Below are 17,814 nucleotides of genomic sequence, written 5' to 3' on the forward strand. Positions count from 1 at the left end.
GGCCTTGGCTGCGAAGCTTTTGTGCAAATATCGTTCGCGGACGAGTCCGCTCCCACACAAGCCTGCTCCCGGCCAGGCGGATACGAAAAAGCCGCCCGGAGGCGGCTCGTTCACTGCGCAGCGATCAGAGGCCGTTCTTGGCCTTGAACTCGCGACGACGGCGATGCAGCACCGGCTCGGTGTAGCCGTTGGGCTGCTTGGTGCCTTCGACCACCAGCTCCAGCGCGGCCTGGAAGGCGACGTTGTTGTCGAAGTCCGGGGCCATCGGGCGATACAGCGGGTCAGCCGCGTTCTGACGATCGACCACCGGCGCCATGCGCTTGAGGCTTTCGACCACCTGCGCTTCGGTAACGATGCCGTGGCGCAGCCAGTTGGCCAGCAGCTGGCTGGAAATGCGCAGGGTGGCGCGGTCTTCCATCAGGCCGACGTCGTTGATGTCCGGTACCTTGGAGCAGCCGACGCCCTGGTCGATCCAGCGCACCACGTAGCCGAGAATGCCTTGCGAGTTGTTGTCCAGCTCGTTGCGGATTTCTTCTGCTGACCAATTGGTGTCCTTGGCCAGTGGGATGCTCAGGATGTCGTCCACCGAAGCCGGGGTGCGCTTGGCCAGTTCGGCCTGACGGGCGAATACGTCGACCTTGTGGTAGTGCAAGGCGTGTAGGGTGGCGGCGGTCGGCGACGGGACCCAGGCGGTGTTGGCGCCGGACAGCGGATGCGCGACTTTCTGCTCGAGCATGGCGGCCATCAGGTCCGGCATGGCCCACATACCCTTGCCGATCTGCGCGCGGCCCTGCAGGCCGGTGGCCAGGCCAACGTCGACGTTGTTGTTCTCGTAGGCACCGATCCAGGTCTCGCTCTTCATCGCGGCCTTGCGCACCACGGCGCCGGCTTCCATGGAGGTGTGGATTTCGTCACCGGTGCGGTCGAGGAAACCGGTGTTGATGAACACCACGCGCTCGCTGGCGGCCTTGATGCAGGCTTTCAGGTTGACGGTGGTGCGGCGCTCTTCGTCCATGATGCCGACTTTCAGGGTGTTGCGGGCCAGGCCCAGCACATCCTCGACGCGGGCGAAGATCTCGCTGGTGAAGGCGACTTCTTCCGGGCCGTGCATCTTCGGCTTGACGATGTACACGCTGCCGGTACGGGTGTTCTTGCGCGTGGTGTTGCCGATCAGGTTGTGCACCGCGATCAGGCTGGTGAACAGCGCGTCCTGGATGCCTTCCGGAATCTCGTTGCCTTCGGCGTCGAGGATGGCCGGGTTGGTCATCAGGTGGCCGACGTTGCGCACGAACAGCAGCGAGCGGCCATGCAGGGTCAGCTCCGAGCCGTCCGGCTTGGTGTAGACGCGATCCGGGTTCATGGTGCGGGTGAAGGTGCTGCCGCCCTTGGACACTTCCTCGGCCAGGTCGCCCTTCATCAGGCCCAGCCAGTTGCGGTAGACCACCACCTTGTCGTCGGCATCGACGGCGGCGACGGAATCTTCGCAGTCCATGATGGTGGTCAGCGCCGCTTCCATCAGCACGTCTTTCACGCCGGCGGCGTCGGTGCTGCCGATGGGGCTGGAGGCGTCGATCTGGATTTCGAAGTGCAGGCCGTTGTGCTTGAGCAGCACGGCGATCGGCGCGCTGGCCTCGCCCTGGAAGCCGACCAGTTGCGCGTCGTCACGCAGGCCGCTGTTGCTGCCACCCTTGAGGGCAACGACCAGCTTGCCGTCGACTATGGCATAGCCGGTGGAGTCGACGTGCGAGCCGGCAGTCAGCGGCGCGGCTTCGTCGAGGAAAGCGCGGGCGAAGGCGATGACCTTGTCGCCACGTACCTTGTTGTAGCCCTTGCCTTTCTCGGCGCCGCCTTCCTCGCTGATTACGTCGGTGCCGTACAGTGCGTCGTACAGCGAGCCCCAGCGGGCGTTGGAGGCGTTAAGGGCGAAGCGCGCGTTCATCACCGGCACCACCAGCTGCGGGCCGGCCAGGCGGGCGATTTCTTCGTCGACGTTGCCGGTGGTGGCCTGGAAGTCTTCCGGCTCCGGCAGCAGGTAGCCGATTTCCTGGAGGAAGGCCTTGTAGGCGGCGGCGTCGTGGGCCTGACCCTTGCGCGCCTGGTGCCAGGCGTCGATCTGCGCCTGCAGCTCGTCGCGCTTGGCCAGCAGGGCGCGGTTCTTCGGCGCCAGGTCCTTGATGACCGCGGCGGCACCGGCCCAGAACTGGTCGGCAGCGATGCCGGTACCGGGAATGGCTTCGTTGTTCACGAAGTCGTACAGGGCTTTGGCGACCTGCAGGCCACCGACTTGAACGCGTTCAGTCATCACTTGCCTCACTCTCTGAGCTTTACTCAATCGCCGCTTCGGGCACCTCTGAAAACGACCTGCGGATCAGCGCCTGCGCTTTCAGAGAGGCTCGTCGGAGACGGGCTGGCCGTCTTGTAGTCCGTGGCGCGGCATACTACATCAAGATTCCGGGGAAATGCAGTGGTTGCGCGTCAGACTGCGACCAAAAGACTAATTCGGGTCATGCTGAATACGCTCTGTGTGCAAAAAGCGGCGCTATTGTTCCATAAAATAATTAAAAACGTACACGATTAATTGATCCCGCTACTGACAACGGCATCAATATGGCCTACGCGTCCCTCGCCTATACTGCCCGACACGCCTTCTGGAGCCTGTCATGACGGTTTCCGCTGCTTCTGCTGCCGATCTTGTCGATCTCATCCGGCTCTTTGCCGGCTACCTGCGTTTCTATCAGGTGTCACGGGCCGATGCGGACATCGCCGCCTTCCTCGGCTCGCGGCTGGAGCGCGGAGATTCGTGTTTGTTCATCGCCCGTGACGGACAGGGCGCCGCGCAGGGGTTCGTGCAGCTATATCCCTTTCTGTCCTCGCTGGCGCTGGAACCGGCCTGGCTGCTCAGCGATCTGTATGTCGACGAAAGCGCGCGCCGCTGCGGCGTTGGCGAGGCGCTGATGAATGCTGCCCGCGCCCATGCCGAGGCAACCGGGGCCTGCGGTCTGCAACTGGAGACGGCGAAGACCAACCTGGCCGGTCAGCGCCTTTACGAGCGGCTCGGTTATGTGCGCGACGAACAGTTCTTCACCTACTGGTTGTCGCTGCGCGACTGACTTTCCCATCCTGTGAACGAGTGAGGTAGTACATGGATCATCTGGTACTGACGGTGATTGCCGAGGACCAACCCGGCCTGGTCGAGCGTCTGGCCGGCTGCGTGGCCAATCATGGCGGCAACTGGCTGGAGAGCCGGATGGCGCGCATGGCCGGGCAGTTCGCCGGGATCGTGCGGGTGGATGTGCCGGCCGAGGCTCATGGCGGCCTGATCAAGGAACTCGAGGGGTTGAGTGCGCAGGGCATCCGTGTGCAGCTGGCGGCCAGCGGTAGTGAACCAGGCGGGCGTTTCGCCGCGATTCGCCTGGAGCTGGTGGGTAACGACCGTCCCGGTATCGTGCGCGACATCACCCGCGTATTGGCCGAGCAGGGCGTCAACCTGGAGAGCTTGCTCACCGAGGTGGCACCAGCACCGATGAGCGGCGAGCTGTTGTTCACCGCCGAGGCGCTGCTTGCCGTTCCGGAGACCCTGGCTCTGGAGCAATTGCAGGCGCGCCTGGAGACCCTGGCCGACGATTTGATGGTAGAGCTGAATCTGCGCGCCGAGGAGTGATATCCACGGCAGGCGTGGATCAGCCTGTGGATAAACTGGGGAGCCCCGGCGCACTGCCTAGTGTCCCGGGGCTTTTCATTGGCTGGCTAAAAATCCAGCAAGATCAAAGGCTTGTGCACAAACGCCGGGGATGGAGCTGTGGATAAGCCGGGGACGAAACGGGCCGCGCCAGAGTTGGCGCGGTTTGGGCAGAGTTGGTTGTTTTCTGCGCATGTGCACCACGGCCCGGGCGGCGCCGACACCAGCGGTGGACGCTAGCCGGTTACGGCGTCAGGTTCTCGCAGAAGGGCGTTTGCGCAGGTTGAGCCAGATATCCAGGCTGTATACAAACAGGCCGGCCCAGATGCAGGCGAAGGCCAGCAAGGTGCTGGGCGCGAAATGTTCATCGAACAGCAGGATGGCCTGCAGCAGCACCAGCGTCGGCGCCAGGTACTGCAAAAAGCCCAGCGTGGTGTAGGGCAGGTGCCGGGCTGCGGCGTTGAAGCACACTAGCGGCACCAGGGTGATCGGCCCGGCGGCTGCCAGCCAGAGTGCTTCGCTGCTGGTCCAGAAGCTCGCCTGGCTACTCATCGCCGCAGGGTGCAGCACCAGCCAGGCCAGCGCCACGGGGACCAGCAACCAGGTTTCCACCACCAGGCCGGGCAGCGCGGCCACCGGCGCCTGCTTGCGGATCAGCCCGTAGAAACCGAAGGTCAGCGCCAGTACCAGCGACACCCAGGGCAGGCTGCCGACCTGCCAAAGCTGCTGCAGCACGCCCAGCGCAGCCAGGCCGACCGCCAACCACTGCAGGCGGCGCAGGCGTTCACCGAGAATCAGCAGGCCGAGCAAAACGTTGATCAGCGGGTTGATGTAGTAGCCCAGGCTGGCCTCGATCATGCGCTCGTTATTCACCGCCCACACGTACACCAGCCAGTTGGTCGCGATCAGCAGGCCGCAGCCGGCCAGCACCGCCAGGCGCTTGGGGTTGTCACGCAGCTCGCGCCACCAGCCTGGGTGTTTCCACACCAGCAGCAGCAAGCCGCCGAACAGCGCCGACCACAGCACGCGGTGCACGATGATTTCCATCGCCGGTACGCTTTGCAGGGCCTTGAAGTAGAGCGGGAACAAGCCCCAGATGATGTAGGCGGTAAGGCCCAGAATGTACCCGCGTTGCGGGTTGGCGGTGGCCATCGAGAATCCTTGGTTAGGCAGCTAACGGTTGCCGCGAAATTCTAGCGCTCTGGCCACAGGGCTGTCTGTTCGTTCAGCTTTTTCTGTATACCGAAGCGCCGGCAAAGTCGTAAGGCAAACTTTACGCGGCGTGCGCAACTGTATCGGTATGCAGGGGCTCGCTGGGTAGTCCAAATGCCGTCCCAGGTCCTTGGCATCGGACAAAAAGCATCGCGGCTGACGCGGAATGCCGCCCAGCCGTTCCTACAGATGTCCACCTGCCCGCTAGGAGCGGCTTCAGCCGCGAAGGCTTCTGCTCTCGATAGCCGCGATGATCCTGTAGCCCGGATGCAATCCGGATTGCACTCCCGGATTGCATCCGGGCTACGCCTCAGAACAGTCGCGTAGCCCGGATGAAATCCGGGGGAATACGGCGCCGGACCTTATCCAGGCTGCGCTTCAGAACAATCGCAGCGGCTCCTCATCCAGCGCCGCCAGTTGTTCGCGCAGGGCGAGAATCTGATCGCCCCAATAGCGTTCGCCAGCGAACCAGGGAAAGGCCAGAGGAAAGGCCGGGTCGTCCCAGCGCTTGGCGATCCAGGCGCTGTGATGCATCAGGCGCAGGGCGCGCAGGCCTTCGATCAGCGGCAGCTCGCGTGTGGCGAAGTCGTGGAATTCCTGATAGCCATCGACCAGTTCGGCGAGCTGACCGAGGCGCTCGTGACGCTCGCCGGCCAGCATCATCCACAGGTCCTGCACGGCCGGGCCCATGCGGCAGTCGTCGAGGTCGACCATATGGAAGGCGTCGTCGCGGCACAGCAGGTTGCCGGGGTGACAGTCGCCATGCACGCGTATCGGCTGGTAGCGCACGCGGGCGAACAGTTCGTCGAGGCGGGCGAGTAGATCGCGCGCCACCGACTCGTAAGCCGGCAGCAGGCTGCGCGGCACGAAGCCACCGTCGAGCAGCGAGGCAAGGGCGGCGTGGCCGAAGTTGTCCACGGCCAGGGTTTCACGGTAGACGAAGGGGCGGCTTGCGCCGATCGCATGCATGCGCCCGAGCAACTGGCCGAGGCGATACAGCTGGTCGAGGTTGCCCGGTTCCGGCGCGCGCCCGCCGCGCCGCGGGAACAGGGCGAAACGGAAACCACCGTGCTCGAACAGCGTCTCGCCATCGCGCGCCAATGGCGCTACCACCGGCACCTCATGCTCGGCCAGTTCGAAGCTGAAGCCATGTTCCTCACGGATCGCCGCATCGCTCCAGCGGTCCGGGCGATAGAACTTGGCGATCAGCGGCGTCTCGCCCTCGATACCCACCTGATAGACACGGTTCTCGTAGCTGTTGAGCGCGAGTACCCGGGCGTCGCTGAGGTAGCCAAGGCTCTCCACGGCATCGAGCACCAGATCCGGGGTGAGGGTGGAAAAGGGATGGCTCATGTGCGGCTCCGCAAAGGTGGATGCACAGTGTACCTGGCGGATGGTCTTGCCGTAGGGCGGGTGCAACCCGCCGCCAACATCGCTGGCGGTTGCACTCGCTCTACCTCCTTGTAGCCCGGATGAAATCCGGGGCAAGCCTTTGCGAAATTTCCTGGAGGGCTACGGTTCTGGCGGCTCGCACCCGCCCTACAGTTGCGTACCCAGCAAAACCTGGCTGGCAGCGAATTGTGCGCGCACCGGGTCGCCGGCGGCGACGCCCAGCCTGGCCAGTTGTTCCGGCTCGACCGAGGCGCAGAGCGTCTGGCCGTTGGCCAGGCTCACGCGCACTTCGCTCGGGCCATCGCTGCCCGGCAGAATGCGCTCGATATGGCCTTCGAGCGCATTGCGATTGGGATCTACCGGCTGGCTCAGCGGTTGTAGCTCCAGCCAGCCGGCCTTGATCAGGGCGACCACGCTGCTGCCTTCGCTCAGTTGCAGGTTTTCCGTGCTGTCATGGGTGATCAGCGCCTGCAGGTAGCTGCCACCGGGCAGCTCGATATCGATCAGGTCGTTATGTCCGTGCGCATGAATCGCCTGCACGCGGCCGGTCAACTGATTACGTGCGCTGGTGCGCAGCATCAGGCGGCCAAGCAGCTCCAGGTCGGCATCATCACCGGCTGCCTGCAGCAATTGCGCCTGCAGCGCCTGCAGACGTCGCTGCAGGGCCAGCAGACGTTCGCCAGCAGGCGTCAGGCGCGCGCCGCCGCCGCCCTTGCCGCCAACGCTGCGGCTGACAAGAGGCTGTTCGGACAAATTGTTCAACTCGTCGATGGCATCCCAGGCAGCCTTGTAGCTCAGCCCCGCAGCCTTGGCTGCGCGAGTGATGGAGCCTTGTTCGGCGATCTGTTCGAGCAGCGCCAGGCGTTTCGGTCGGCGGCTGAGCAGTTGGGCGAGGGGATCGAGCTGAGACATGGTTGGGTGTGGCCAGAGAGATGCCGGCACGGTGCGCGACTGTGCCGGGCGCGTCAAGTCAGCCATCGCCCGGCCGCGGCGTGCGAGCCAGGCAATAGACGTCGACGCGCAGGGCGCCGGCGCGGCGCAGCAGGTGGGCGAGCATGCCTGCGGTGGCGCCGGTGGTGAGCACGTCGTCGACCAGCGCCAGATGAGTACCGGCAACCTGCGCATGAGGGCCGATGCTGAATGCCTGACGCAGATTGCGCTTGCGCGTCGCAGCGTCCAGACCCTGCTGGGAGGGCGTATCGATACGGCGCTGCAGCCAGTCATTGTGTACCGGCAGCTTCAGGCAGGCGCCAAGCCAGTCAGCAAGCATCTGCGCCTGGTTGAAGCCGCGCTGCCGTTGTCGTCTGCGCGCCAGAGGCACCGGCAGCAGCGCCTGCGGCCTCGGCAGGCCTTCGTCATAGGCATGAATCAGGTGCTCGGCCAGCAGTTCAGCGAGCAGGCGGCCGTGAGGCCATTGCTTCTGATGCTTGAAGCGGGTGATCAGGTTGTCGACCGGGAAGGCATAGCGCCAGGGCGCCTCCACTCGGCTGAAATATGGCGGCTTTTTCTGGCAGGCGCCGCAGATCATGTCATGGGCTGGCAACGGCACCGCGCAGATCCGGCAGTGCGCGCCGAGCCAGGGCAGCTCGGCTTCGCAGGCGGTGCAGATGCTGTGCGTGAGGTGATCGGTTGCTTCATCGCAAAGCTGGCAATGGCGGCGTGATTGCAGCCAGGGCAGGCGTTGCAGAAAAGTGAGATCGAGCGGTGGCATGGCGGCTCGTCCGTGAGCGGTGGTGCCGGAAGTTTAGCCAGCGTCAGCGGATCAGCCAGCCCATGACGATCAGGCCGAGAAACACCCAGATCACCCCGCCGATGATCGAGCCGCGCAGGAACGAGCGCACGCCGCTGAAGAGAAACAGCAGACCGATGATCAGCAGAATGACGCTGAAGATCGACACGTCCATGCCAATGGCCCTGGCCAGGCCATGGAGGAAATCGTCGATGGCATCGGCCATGGCGCCCAGCACGCCGGACAGCATGTCGACGATAAAACGGATGGCGCGACCCAGCGCTTCGCCGAGTCCTTCAAAAAAACCTTCAACCTGCATGCAGAACATCCTGTGTGAGAGGTAAGCATTTGGCCTTGTGCCATAACATAAGTTCTATTGATCGATAAATGATCAGATGTAAACCTGTGTCTTTATCGTGGTTGACAGCATCCAATCGCTACTTATGATGGCCAAAGCCTGAATGCCCCGCTGTGGGCCCGACAACAGATGCCGCCAAGCGTCGAAGGACTTCTCTGATGAGCGCAACCGCTGAAACTTCCACCCGTCACGACTGGAGCCTCGCCGAGGTTCGCGCCCTGTTCGAGCAGCCTTTCAACGACCTGCTGTTCCAGGCGCAGAGCGTGCACCGCCAGCACTTCGACCCCAACCGCGTGCAGGTCTCGACGCTGCTGTCGATCAAGACCGGCGCCTGCCCGGAAGACTGCAAGTACTGCCCGCAGTCCGGCCACTACAACACCGGCCTGGATAAGGAAAAGCTGATGGAAGTGCAGAAGGTGCTGGAGGCCGCCGCCGAGGCCAAGGCGATCGGCTCCACCCGTTTCTGCATGGGCGCGGCGTGGAAGCATCCGTCGGCCAAGGACATGCCCTACGTGCTGGAAATGGTCAAAGGCGTGAAGAAGCTCGGTCTGGAAACCTGCATGACCCTCGGCCGGCTCGACCAGGAGCAGACCCAGGCATTGGCCGAAGCCGGGCTGGATTACTACAACCACAACCTCGATACCTCGCCGGAGTTCTACGGCAACATCATCACCACCCGTACCTACGGCGAGCGCCTGCAAACCCTGGCCTACGTGCGCGAGGCGGGGATGAAGATCTGCTCCGGCGGCATCCTCGGCATGGGCGAGTCGGTGGACGATCGCGCGGGGCTGTTGATCCAGCTGGCCAACCTGCCGGAGCATCCGGAGAGCGTGCCGATCAACATGCTAGTCAAGGTCAAGGGCACGCCATTGGCCGAGGAAAAGGACGTCGACCCCTTCGACTTCATCCGCACCCTGGCCGTGGCGCGCATCATGATGCCGAAATCCCATGTACGCCTGTCCGCCGGCCGCGAGCAGATGAATGAGCAGATGCAGGCCCTGGCCTTCATGGCTGGCGCCAACTCGATCTTCTACGGCGAGAAGCTGCTGACCACCGCTAACCCGCAGGCGGACAAGGACATGGCGCTGTTCAAGCGCCTCGGTATCAAGCCGGAGGAGCGTGAAGAGCACGCCGACGAGGTGCATCAGGCCGCCATCGAGCAGGCGCTGGTCGAGCAGCGTGATTCCAGACTGTTCTACAACGCCGCTTCGGCCTGATTCCTTTTATGTAGGAGCGAGCTCTGCTCGCGAATGACACCCTGTCCTGGCTTTTCGCTCGCGACGCTCGCTCCTACGGGAAACGTGCATGAGTTTCGATCTTGCTAAGCGCCTGGCCGAGCGCCAGGCCGCCGATCTGTTCCGCCAGCGCCCGTTGCTGCAGAGCCCGCAAGGGCCGCAGGTAGAGGTGGACGGCGAGCAACTGCTGGCCTTCTGCTCCAACGATTACCTCGGCCTGGCCAATCATCCCGAGATCATTCGCGCACTGCAGCAGGGCGCGGAAAAATGGGGCGTTGGCGGCGGCGCTTCGCATCTGGTGATTGGCCACAGCACGCCGCACCACGAACTGGAAGAGGCGCTGGCCGCGTTCACCGGCCGGCCCCGGGCACTGCTGTTCTCCACTGGTTACATGGCCAATCTGGCTGTGGTCACCGCGCTGGTGGGGCAGGGCGATAGCGTGCTGGAAGATCGCCTCAATCATGCCTCGCTGCTCGATGCCGGTCTGCTCTCGGGCGCGCGATTCTCGCGCTACCTGCACAACGATGCAGCAAGCCTGGCCGGTCGTCTGCACAAGGCCAGCGGCAATCGCCTAGTGGTCACTGACGGTGTGTTCAGCATGGACGGCGATCTGGCCGATCTGCCTGCACTGTGCGCCGAGGCGCGTGCGGCCCGGGCATGGGTGATGGTCGATGATGCCCATGGCTTCGGCCCGCTGGGCGCGACGGGTGGCGGCATCGTCGAGCACTTCGGCCTGGGCCAGGATGATGTGCAGGTGTTGGTCGGCACCCTGGGCAAGGCCTTCGGTACCGCCGGTGCCTTCGTTGCCGGCAGCGAGGAGCTGATCGAGACCCTGATCCAGTTCGCCCGTCCCTACATCTACACCACCAGCCAGCCGCCGGCGGTGGCCTGTGCCACGCTGAAAAGCCTGGAGCTGCTGCGCAGTGAGCACTGGCGCCGCGAGCATTTGCAGCGCTTGATCGGGCGTTTTCGTCAGGGCGCCGCCGAGATCGGCCTGAGCCTGATGGACAGCCCGACGCCGATCCAGCCGATCCTGGTCGGCGACAGTGCCCGCGCGCTCAAGCTGTCAGCGTTGCTCAGGGATCGCGGCCTGTTGGTTGGCGCTATTCGCCCTCCGACCGTACCAGCTGGCAGCGCGCGCTTGCGCGTGACCCTGTCCGCCGCGCACAGCGAGGCGCAGCTCGATCGGCTGCTTGAAGCGCTAGCCGAATGTTGGCCACAGGTGCAAAGCAATGCGTGAGACGCTGATTCTGTTGCCGGGTTGGGGCCTGGATAGCGCTGTATTGCAACCACTGGCGGACGCGCTTGGATATGACCTGAACGTGCAGCTGCCGGCCCTGCCGCGGTTAGCCAGTGCAGCCGCCGCCGACTGGCTCGACGAACTGGATACGCGCCTACCGCATGATTGCTGGCTGGCCGGCTGGTCGCTTGGCGGCATGCTCGCCACGGCCCTGGCGGCACGGCGCGGCGAGCGCTGCCGTGGGCTGATCACTCTGGCCAGTAATGCCTGTTTCGTCGCCGGCGATACCTGGCGCGCAGCGATGCCGGTGCCAACCTACGCCGCCTTCTATCAGGGTTGTCAGGATGACGCCGGCGTTACCCTCAAGCGTTTCGCCATGCTCTGCGCTCAGGGGGGCGCCGATGCTCGACGGCTTTCACGCCAATTGCAAGGCCGTCTGGCGACCAGCGACCAGTCCGCTCTGCTGGCCGGGCTGCGCCTGCTGGCCAGTCTGGACAACCGTGCGGCGCTGGCCGGGTTCGCCGGCCCGCAACTGCATCTGCTGGCCGAGCAGGACGCCCTGGTGCCCGCCGCCGCTGCCGATGACCTGCTGGCGCTTTTGCCTGGCGGCGAGGTGGATGTGCTGGAAGACTGCGGCCATGCCTTCGTGCTCGAACAGGCGGATGCGCTGGCGGCCTTGATGCTCGATTTCATCCGCGAGGCCTGCGATGTCTGAACATTGCGCGCATGCACTGCGCGTGTCTCCCGGCGCGCACAGCGCGACTTGCGCTCTGCCGGACAAGCGTCAGGTGGCTGCATCCTTTTCCCGGGCGGCAGAAAGCTACGACTCGGTGGCCGAGTTGCAGCGTACGGTCGGCACGCAGCTGCTGGCGCAACTACCGGCAGCGTTGCAACCGCGTCGCTGGCTCGACCTGGGCTGCGGCACGGGTCACTTCACTCGCGCCCTGGCCGAGCGTTATGCGCAGGGCGAAGGCCTGGCTTTGGACATCGCCGAAGGCATGTTGCGTCATGCCAGGCCACAGGGTGGCGCTGCGTATTTCGTTGCCGGCGATGCCGAGGCGCTGCCGCTGCAGGACGCCAGTGTCGATCTGCTGTTCTCCAGTCTGGCGCTGCAATGGTGCGGCGATTTCCCGCGGGTGCTGAGCGAGGCGCAGCGCGTGTTGCGCCCTGGTGGTGTGCTGGCTTTTTCCAGCCTGTGCGTGGGTACCCTCCAGGAGCTGCGCGACAGCTGGCTGGCGGTCGATGGCTTCGTCCACGTCAATCGCTTTCGGCGTTTCGAGGATTACCAGCAGATGTGCGCCGCCAGTGGTTTGCAGTCGCTGACCCTGCAACGCCAGGCCGAGGTGCTGCATTTCCCCGATCTGCGCAGCCTGACCGGCTCGCTCAGGGATCTCGGCGCGCACAATCTCAATCCGGGGCGGCCGGGTGGCTTGACCGGGCGTTCGCGCATTCGCGCGCTGATCGAGGCCTACGAGCGCTTTCGCCAGCCGCATGGGCTGCCGACGACCTATCAGGTCGTATACGGCGTGCTGCGGAAGCCTTCATAGACGCGAACCTCGCGTGACAACCAGGTAACAGACAAGCTTCGCGAGCAGGGCTCGCTGCTACGGGGGATCAGATGGCCCAGGCTTATTTCGTCACCGGCACCGATACGGAGGTCGGCAAGACCACCATCGCCGCTGGTCTGCTGCATGCGGCGCGTCTGCATGGTCTGAGCACGGCGGCGGCCAAGCCGGTGGCTTCCGGTTGCGTGAGCACGGCGCAGGGGCTGCGCAATGACGACGCGCTGGCGTTGCTGGCGCAGTGCTCGCTGCCGCTGCGCTATGAAGAGGTCAACCCGCTGGCCTTCGAGCCGGCCATCGCACCGCACCTGGCGGCACGCGAAGTTGGCGTCGAACTGGATGTCGCCAGCCTCTATCAGCCCGTACGCGACATTCTGGACAAGGGCGCCGATTTTTCCCTGGTCGAGGGGGCGGGGGGCTGGCGCGTGCCGCTGTCCGGCGCGCAGACGCTCTCGGATCTGGCCATCGCGCTGGGGCTGCCGGTGATTCTGGTAGTCGGCGTGCGTCTTGGCTGTATCAACCACGCCGTGCTGAGCGCTGAAGCCATTGGCCGCGATGGTCTGCAACTGGCGGGCTGGGTGGCCAATATCGTCGAGCCGCGAACATCGCGGCTGGAGGACAATCTGGCGACCCTCGCCGAGCGCTTGTCTGTCCCATGCCTGGGGCATGTGCCACGGCTTGAGAACGCCAGTGCCGATGCGGTTTCGGCGTACCTCGATCTGCAGCGGCTACCTGGCTGGTAATAAACAGCAACGCGATCATAGCTTTTTGTCTGTACGTTTTTTAGCCGATTTCTGCTTCAATACTGGCCATTAGGTTCTACATCCCCAGAGGGGTTGCCGATGCAAATCTCCGCCAACGCATTCAATTCGGGTTTGAACGGTATCCAGGCCGGGCAACGCCGCGTCGAGCAGGCTGCCGGTGATATCGCCAGCAACACCGTCAACCCGCCGCAGCAAACTACACAAACGCCGCCGCAGAATCAGGTCAACCCCAGTACGCAGGCCTCCGAGCGAAGCCGTCCCGACCTGACCGAAAGTCTCGTCGCGTTGCGCGTCGGTGAAAACGAAGTGCGTGCCAACGCACGCGTCGTTGACACCGCCGACGAAGTGCTGGGTACCTTGATCGACACCCGCGCATAGTTAGTTTCACCCCGGCTGCGGATGCGGCCGGTAGCGCGGCAGGAGGGCGCTCATGCAGATCGGCAACAGCCTGCCAGCTTTTACCCCAGCGCCCTCCGTCAGTTCGGCCAGGCCGCTGACTTCCGATGTATCTGCCGATATCGCTCGTGCCGATCAGGCGCCAGTGGCTGCGCCACAGGAGCAGCAGGCCGACTCCGCTGCCTCGGAGCGGGAAGAGGCTGATCGCGACCCCGCTGCATCGCCTGCCGGCAAGCCCGAATTAAGTCCCGAGGAACAACGCCAGCAGCAGCTGGAAGTCACCGAGCTGGTGCAGCGCGACCGTGAGGTTCGCACTCACGAGCAGGCGCATGCAGCCGTTGGCGGACAGTACGCCGGAGCGCCCACCTACAGCTTCAAGCGCGGCCCTGACGGACAGCGCTATGCCGTGTCCGGCGAAGTCAGCATCGACACCGCCCCCGTTCCCAACGATCCCGAAGCGACGCTGCGCAAGATGGAAATCGTCCTGCGCGCAGCGCTCGCGCCCATCGAACCTTCTCCGCAGGACCTGCGCGTCGCCGCGCTGGCCCAGGCGCAGGCGGCGCAGGCACGCGTCGAACTCGCCGAGCTGCGGGGCGAAGAGGCTAACGACGCCGTCGAGCAGCGCAAGTCGCGCGGCGAGTCTGACTCCGCCGAGGAGCAGTCTGCCGAGCAATCGCAGCAGGCTCTGCCGCCAGCGCCTAATCTTGATCTCTATCGGCGTCTGGGTGAATTGCCCGCGCCGGAGCCCCGCATCGATCTGGTCGCGTAGCGGCCGATTGGCAGCGCTTGACAAGGGGATGGCGTAAACGTATGTTTCAAACGCCTGTTTGATTGCCTTGGCCGCAGCCTCAGTGGCCAGGCAGCCGGGACTGATCCCGAGAGCGACCGCCAAGACGGTCACCCCAACTACTAGGAATCCACCGCAGAGGTTTACCGTTATGCCTGACTACAAGGCCCCCTTGCGTGACATTCGTTTCGTTCGTGACGAGCTGCTGGGCTATGAAGCTCACTACCAGAGCCTGCCAGGTTGTCAGGACGCCACTCCGGACATGGTCGACGCCATCCTCGAAGAAGGCGCCAAGTTCTGCGAGCAGGTTCTGGCACCGCTGAACCGTGTGGGTGATACCGAGGGCTGCACCTGGAGCGAATCCGGCGTGAAGACTCCGACCGGCTTCAAAGAGGCTTATCAGCAGTTCGTCGAAGGCGGCTGGCCGAGCCTGGCCCATGACGTCGAGCACGGCGGCCAGGGTCTGCCGGAATCCCTCGGCCTGGCCGTCAGCGAAATGGTCGGTTCGGCCAACTGGTCCTGGGGCATGTACCCCGGCCTCTCCCACGGCGCGATGAACACCATCGGCGCTCACGGCACCGACGAGCAGAAACACACCTACCTGACCAAGCTGGTTTCCGGCGAGTGGACCGGCACCATGTGCCTGACCGAGCCGCATTGCGGCACCGACCTGGGCATGCTGCGCACCAAGGCCGAACCGCAGGCCGACGGCAGCTACAAGGTCACCGGCACCAAGATCTTCATTTCCGCTGGTGAGCACGACATGGCCGACAACATCGTCCATATCGTTCTGGCCCGCCTGCCCGATGCCCCGGCCGGTACCAAGGGTATCTCGCTGTTCATCGTGCCGAAGTTCCTGCCCAACGTCGAAGGCGGCGTAGGCGAGCGTAACGCCGTTTCCTGTGGCTCCATCGAGCACAAGATGGGTATCCACGGTAACGCCACCTGCGTGATGAACTTCGACGGCGCTACCGGTTTCCTGATCGGCCCGGCCAACAAGGGCCTGAACTGCATGTTCACCTTCATGAACACCGCTCGCCTGGGTACCGCGCTGCAAGGCCTGGCCCACGCCGAAGTCGGTTTCCAGGGTGGCATCAAGTACGCTCGCGAGCGTCTGCAGATGCGTTCGCTGACTGGCCCGAAAGCGCCGGAAAAAGCCGCTGACCCGATCATCGTGCACCCGGACGTTCGCCGCATGCTGCTGACCATGAAGGCGTTCGCCGAAGGCAATCGCGCCATGGTCTACTTCACCGCCAAGCAGGTGGATATCGTTCAGCACAGCCAGGACGAAGAAGAGAAGAAAGCCGCCGATGAGCTGCTGGCTTTCCTGACTCCGATCGCCAAGGCCTTCATGACCGAAGTGGGCTTCGAAGCCGCTTCCCATGGCATGCAGATCTACGGTGGCCACGGCTTCATCAGCGAGTGGGGCATGGAGCAGAACCTGCGCGACTGCCGCATCTCCATGATGTACGAAGGCACCACCGGCGTTCAGGCGCTGGACCTGCTGGGCCGCAAGGTGCTGATGACTCAGGGCGGTGCCCTGAAGAACTTCACCAAGATCGTGCACAAGTTCTGCCAGGCCAACGAAGGCAACGATTCCGTCAAGGAATTCGTCGAGCCGCTGGCCAAGCTGAACAAGGAGTGGGGCGACGTCACCATGAAGATCGGCATGGCGGCGATGAAAGATCGCGAGGAAGTCGGTGCCGCTTCGGTGGACTACCTGATGTACTCCGGCTATGCCTGCCTGGCCTACTTCTGGGCCGACATGGCGCGCCTGGCTGCCGAGAAGCTGGCTGCCGGCACCGGCGACGAGGCTTTCTACAAGGCCAAGCTGCAGACCGCGCGCTTCTACTTCGCACGCATCCTGCCGCGTACCCGCGCGCACGTCGAAGCCATGCTGTCCGGCGCCAACAATCTGATGGAGATGGAAGAAGAGCATTTCGCGCTCGGCTTCTGATTCCTTCACGGTTGAACACGAACGCCGCCCTCAGGGGCGGCGTTTGTGTTTTTGCGCCGTATTAAAGCGAATGTCGCATCCTGTCGCTGTTTTCAGGAGTCGAAGCAGGCAAAATGCCTTCATCTCTCGCCAAGGATGTCAGTGTGATCCGCCTGGCCAATCTGCGCCTCAGTCACTTCTTCTCCTCGCTGCCCTTGCTGGTCGGTGCGTTGGTGGCTGCACGCTTGCCGGTGTTGAGCGAGTTCTTCATCTCGCTGTTCAACGTGCTGCCGACCTTGCTGTTGCTGCTCGGTGGCGCCTTCTGCCTGGTCTATGGCCGTCAGCGCGAGGTGTTCTTGCTGCTGGCGCTGTATGTCGGTTATTTCCTGCTCGATACCCAGATCGATCACTTCCGTGACAACGGCCAGGTGCGTGACGATGCGGCCTTGGTCTTTCATCTGATCTGCCTTCTGTTGCCCCTTCTTTACGCCCTCTACGGCTGTTGGGAGGAGCGTTCGCACTTGGTTCAGGACATGTTCGCCCGCGCCCTCGTGTTGCTGGCAGTCAGCGCGGTGGCCGTCGGGCTGGCGCGCCGTTATCCGCAGGGCATCGCCGACTGGCTGGCGCAGATTCACTGGCCTTCGCTGCATGGCGCCTGGATGAATCTGGCCCAGCTGTCCTACCTGGCCTTCCTGCTGGCGTTCATCGCATTGCTGACGCAGTACCTGCGCCGCCCACGTCCGCTGCATGCAGCGCAGCTGGTGGGGCTGTTCGGCCTGCTGTGGATGCTGCCGCAGGTATTCATCCTGGCCAACGCGCTGCAGGTGATGATCAGTCTGGTGATGCTCATGCTGGTGGCTGCCGTTGCCCACGAGGCCTACCAGATGGCCTTCCGTGACGAGCTGACCGGGCTGCCGGGACGGCGTGCGCTCAATGAGCGCCTGCAGCGCCTGGGACGCGATTATGTGATCGCCATGGTCGACGTCGACCACTTCAAGAAATTCAACGACACCCACGGTCACGACGTCGGCGACCAGGTGTTGCGCCTGGTCGCCAGCCAGTTGCGCAAGGTCGGTGGTGGCGGCAAGGCCTATCGCTACGGTGGCGAGGAATTCACCCTGCTGTTTCCCGGCAAGAGCGTGGAGCAATGTCTGCCGCACATGGAGGCGGTGCGCCTGATCATCGAGCAGTACCGCATGCAGTTGCGCGACAAGCAAAGCCGGCCGCGCGATGACCGCGAGGGCAAGCAGCGCCGCGCCGGCAAGGCGGCTGGCGAGGTATCGGTGACCGTGAGCATGGGCGTAGCCGAGCGTCAGAGCGAGCAGCGCAATCCGCAGGAAGTAATCAAGGAAGCGGACAAGGCCCTGTACAGCGCCAAGGCGGCCGGGCGCAATTGCATCCGCAGCGCCGGGCAGCGGCGCGGCGCCGTGAAGCTCGCACCGGGGCGCGAGTAGGCCTCGGCAGACCAGCGGTCACGGCCATTTTCGGGCGTCCGGCAGGGCGGCTTTCCAATCAGCTAGTTGC

The 17,814-nt window shown here is 64.2% G+C and carries 17 protein-coding genes; 11 read left to right on the plus strand and 6 right to left on the minus strand.

Translation table 11 applies throughout. The annotated features are described in order from the left end of the window. Positions 1–124: 124 nt before the first annotated feature. Positions 125–2,302 (minus strand): malate synthase G, encoded by a 2,178-nt coding sequence (locus tag B3P22_RS03400; RefSeq protein WP_296269869.1) that lies wholly within the window; start codon positions 2,300–2,302, stop codon positions 125–127. A 358-nt stretch (positions 2,303–2,660) separates the two neighbouring features. Here B3P22_RS03400 and B3P22_RS03405 point away from each other — a divergent pair, with 358 nt between their 5' ends. Next, positions 2,661–3,110: a GNAT family N-acetyltransferase gene (locus B3P22_RS03405; RefSeq protein ID WP_296269870.1), complete on the plus strand. Its 450-nt coding sequence runs from the start codon at positions 2,661–2,663 to the stop codon at positions 3,108–3,110. Between the two features lie 32 nt (positions 3,111–3,142). Beyond that, positions 3,143–3,661 carry a glycine cleavage system protein R gene (locus B3P22_RS03410; RefSeq protein WP_296269871.1) on the plus strand — a complete coding sequence of 173 codons (519 nt, stop codon included), beginning with the start codon at positions 3,143–3,145 and terminating at the stop codon, positions 3,659–3,661. Positions 3,662–3,931: 270 nt separating this feature from the next. Here the strand turns inward: B3P22_RS03410 and rarD are convergent, their stop codons facing one another. The 5 genes from rarD to B3P22_RS03435 all read right to left on the minus strand — a co-directional run bounded on the left by rarD (position 3,932) and on the right by B3P22_RS03435 (position 8,331). Then, positions 3,932–4,831 carry an EamA family transporter RarD gene (rarD, locus tag B3P22_RS03415; RefSeq protein ID WP_296269872.1) on the minus strand — a complete coding sequence of 300 codons (900 nt, stop codon included), beginning with the start codon at positions 4,829–4,831 and terminating at the stop codon, positions 3,932–3,934. A 438-nt stretch (positions 4,832–5,269) separates the two neighbouring features. Beyond that, positions 5,270–6,244: a serine/threonine protein kinase gene (locus tag B3P22_RS03420; RefSeq protein WP_296269873.1), complete on the minus strand. Its 975-nt coding sequence runs from the start codon at positions 6,242–6,244 to the stop codon at positions 5,270–5,272. Between the two features lie 186 nt (positions 6,245–6,430). Continuing rightward, positions 6,431–7,195 (minus strand): TOBE domain-containing protein, encoded by a 765-nt coding sequence (locus B3P22_RS03425; protein ID WP_296269874.1) that lies wholly within the window; start codon positions 7,193–7,195, stop codon positions 6,431–6,433. Between the two features lie 58 nt (positions 7,196–7,253). Continuing rightward, on the minus strand, positions 7,254–7,994 hold the full coding sequence (locus tag B3P22_RS03430) for a ComF family protein (protein WP_296269875.1): 741 nt from the start codon (positions 7,992–7,994) through the stop codon (positions 7,254–7,256). A gap of 43 nt (positions 7,995–8,037) precedes the next feature. Further along, positions 8,038–8,331, minus strand: a complete 294-nt coding sequence (locus B3P22_RS03435; protein WP_296269876.1) for a hypothetical protein — start codon at positions 8,329–8,331, stop codon at positions 8,038–8,040. A 197-nt stretch (positions 8,332–8,528) separates the two neighbouring features. On the opposite strand from B3P22_RS03435, the gene bioB reads away from it, so the two are divergent. The 9 genes from bioB (at position 8,529) to B3P22_RS03480 (ending at position 17,744) form a co-directional block, all read left to right on the plus strand. Continuing rightward, positions 8,529–9,587, plus strand: a complete 1,059-nt coding sequence (bioB, locus tag B3P22_RS03440; RefSeq protein WP_296269877.1) for a biotin synthase BioB — start codon at positions 8,529–8,531, stop codon at positions 9,585–9,587. 88 nt (positions 9,588–9,675) lie between these two features. Next, complete coding sequence (gene bioF, locus B3P22_RS03445; protein ID WP_296269878.1) at positions 9,676–10,845, plus strand: 8-amino-7-oxononanoate synthase; 1,170 nt, start codon at positions 9,676–9,678, stop codon at positions 10,843–10,845. After that, positions 10,838–11,560 carry an alpha/beta fold hydrolase gene (locus B3P22_RS03450; protein WP_296269880.1) on the plus strand — a complete coding sequence of 241 codons (723 nt, stop codon included), beginning with the start codon at positions 10,838–10,840 and terminating at the stop codon, positions 11,558–11,560. Before bioF ends, B3P22_RS03450 begins: the two co-directional genes overlap by 8 nt. Then, positions 11,553–12,392, plus strand: coding sequence for a malonyl-ACP O-methyltransferase BioC (bioC, locus tag B3P22_RS03455; protein WP_296269881.1), 840 nt, complete (start codon positions 11,553–11,555; stop codon positions 12,390–12,392). Before B3P22_RS03450 ends, bioC begins: the two co-directional genes overlap by 8 nt. Before the next feature lie 71 nt (positions 12,393–12,463). Next, positions 12,464–13,150 (plus strand): dethiobiotin synthase, encoded by a 687-nt coding sequence (bioD, locus tag B3P22_RS03460; protein WP_296269883.1) that lies wholly within the window; start codon positions 12,464–12,466, stop codon positions 13,148–13,150. 99 nt (positions 13,151–13,249) lie between these two features. Beyond that, the gene (locus B3P22_RS03465) at positions 13,250–13,549 is read left to right on the plus strand and encodes a hypothetical protein (protein WP_296269884.1); all 300 of its coding nucleotides are present in this window, start codon (positions 13,250–13,252) and stop codon (positions 13,547–13,549) included. 52 nt (positions 13,550–13,601) lie between these two features. After that, on the plus strand, positions 13,602–14,336 hold the full coding sequence (locus tag B3P22_RS03470; RefSeq protein WP_296269885.1) for a putative metalloprotease CJM1_0395 family protein: 735 nt from the start codon (positions 13,602–13,604) through the stop codon (positions 14,334–14,336). 169 nt (positions 14,337–14,505) lie between these two features. Then, positions 14,506–16,311 (plus strand): phenylacyl-CoA dehydrogenase, encoded by a 1,806-nt coding sequence (locus tag B3P22_RS03475; RefSeq protein ID WP_296269886.1) that lies wholly within the window; start codon positions 14,506–14,508, stop codon positions 16,309–16,311. A 113-nt stretch (positions 16,312–16,424) separates the two neighbouring features. Beyond that, positions 16,425–17,744, plus strand: coding sequence for a GGDEF domain-containing protein (locus tag B3P22_RS03480; RefSeq protein WP_419096407.1), 1,320 nt, complete (start codon positions 16,425–16,427; stop codon positions 17,742–17,744). Positions 17,745–17,814 lie beyond the last annotated feature (70 nt).

Source organism: Pseudomonas sp. UBA6323, assembly GCF_002439135.1.
Classification (GTDB): domain Bacteria; phylum Pseudomonadota; class Gammaproteobacteria; order Pseudomonadales; family Pseudomonadaceae; genus Aquipseudomonas.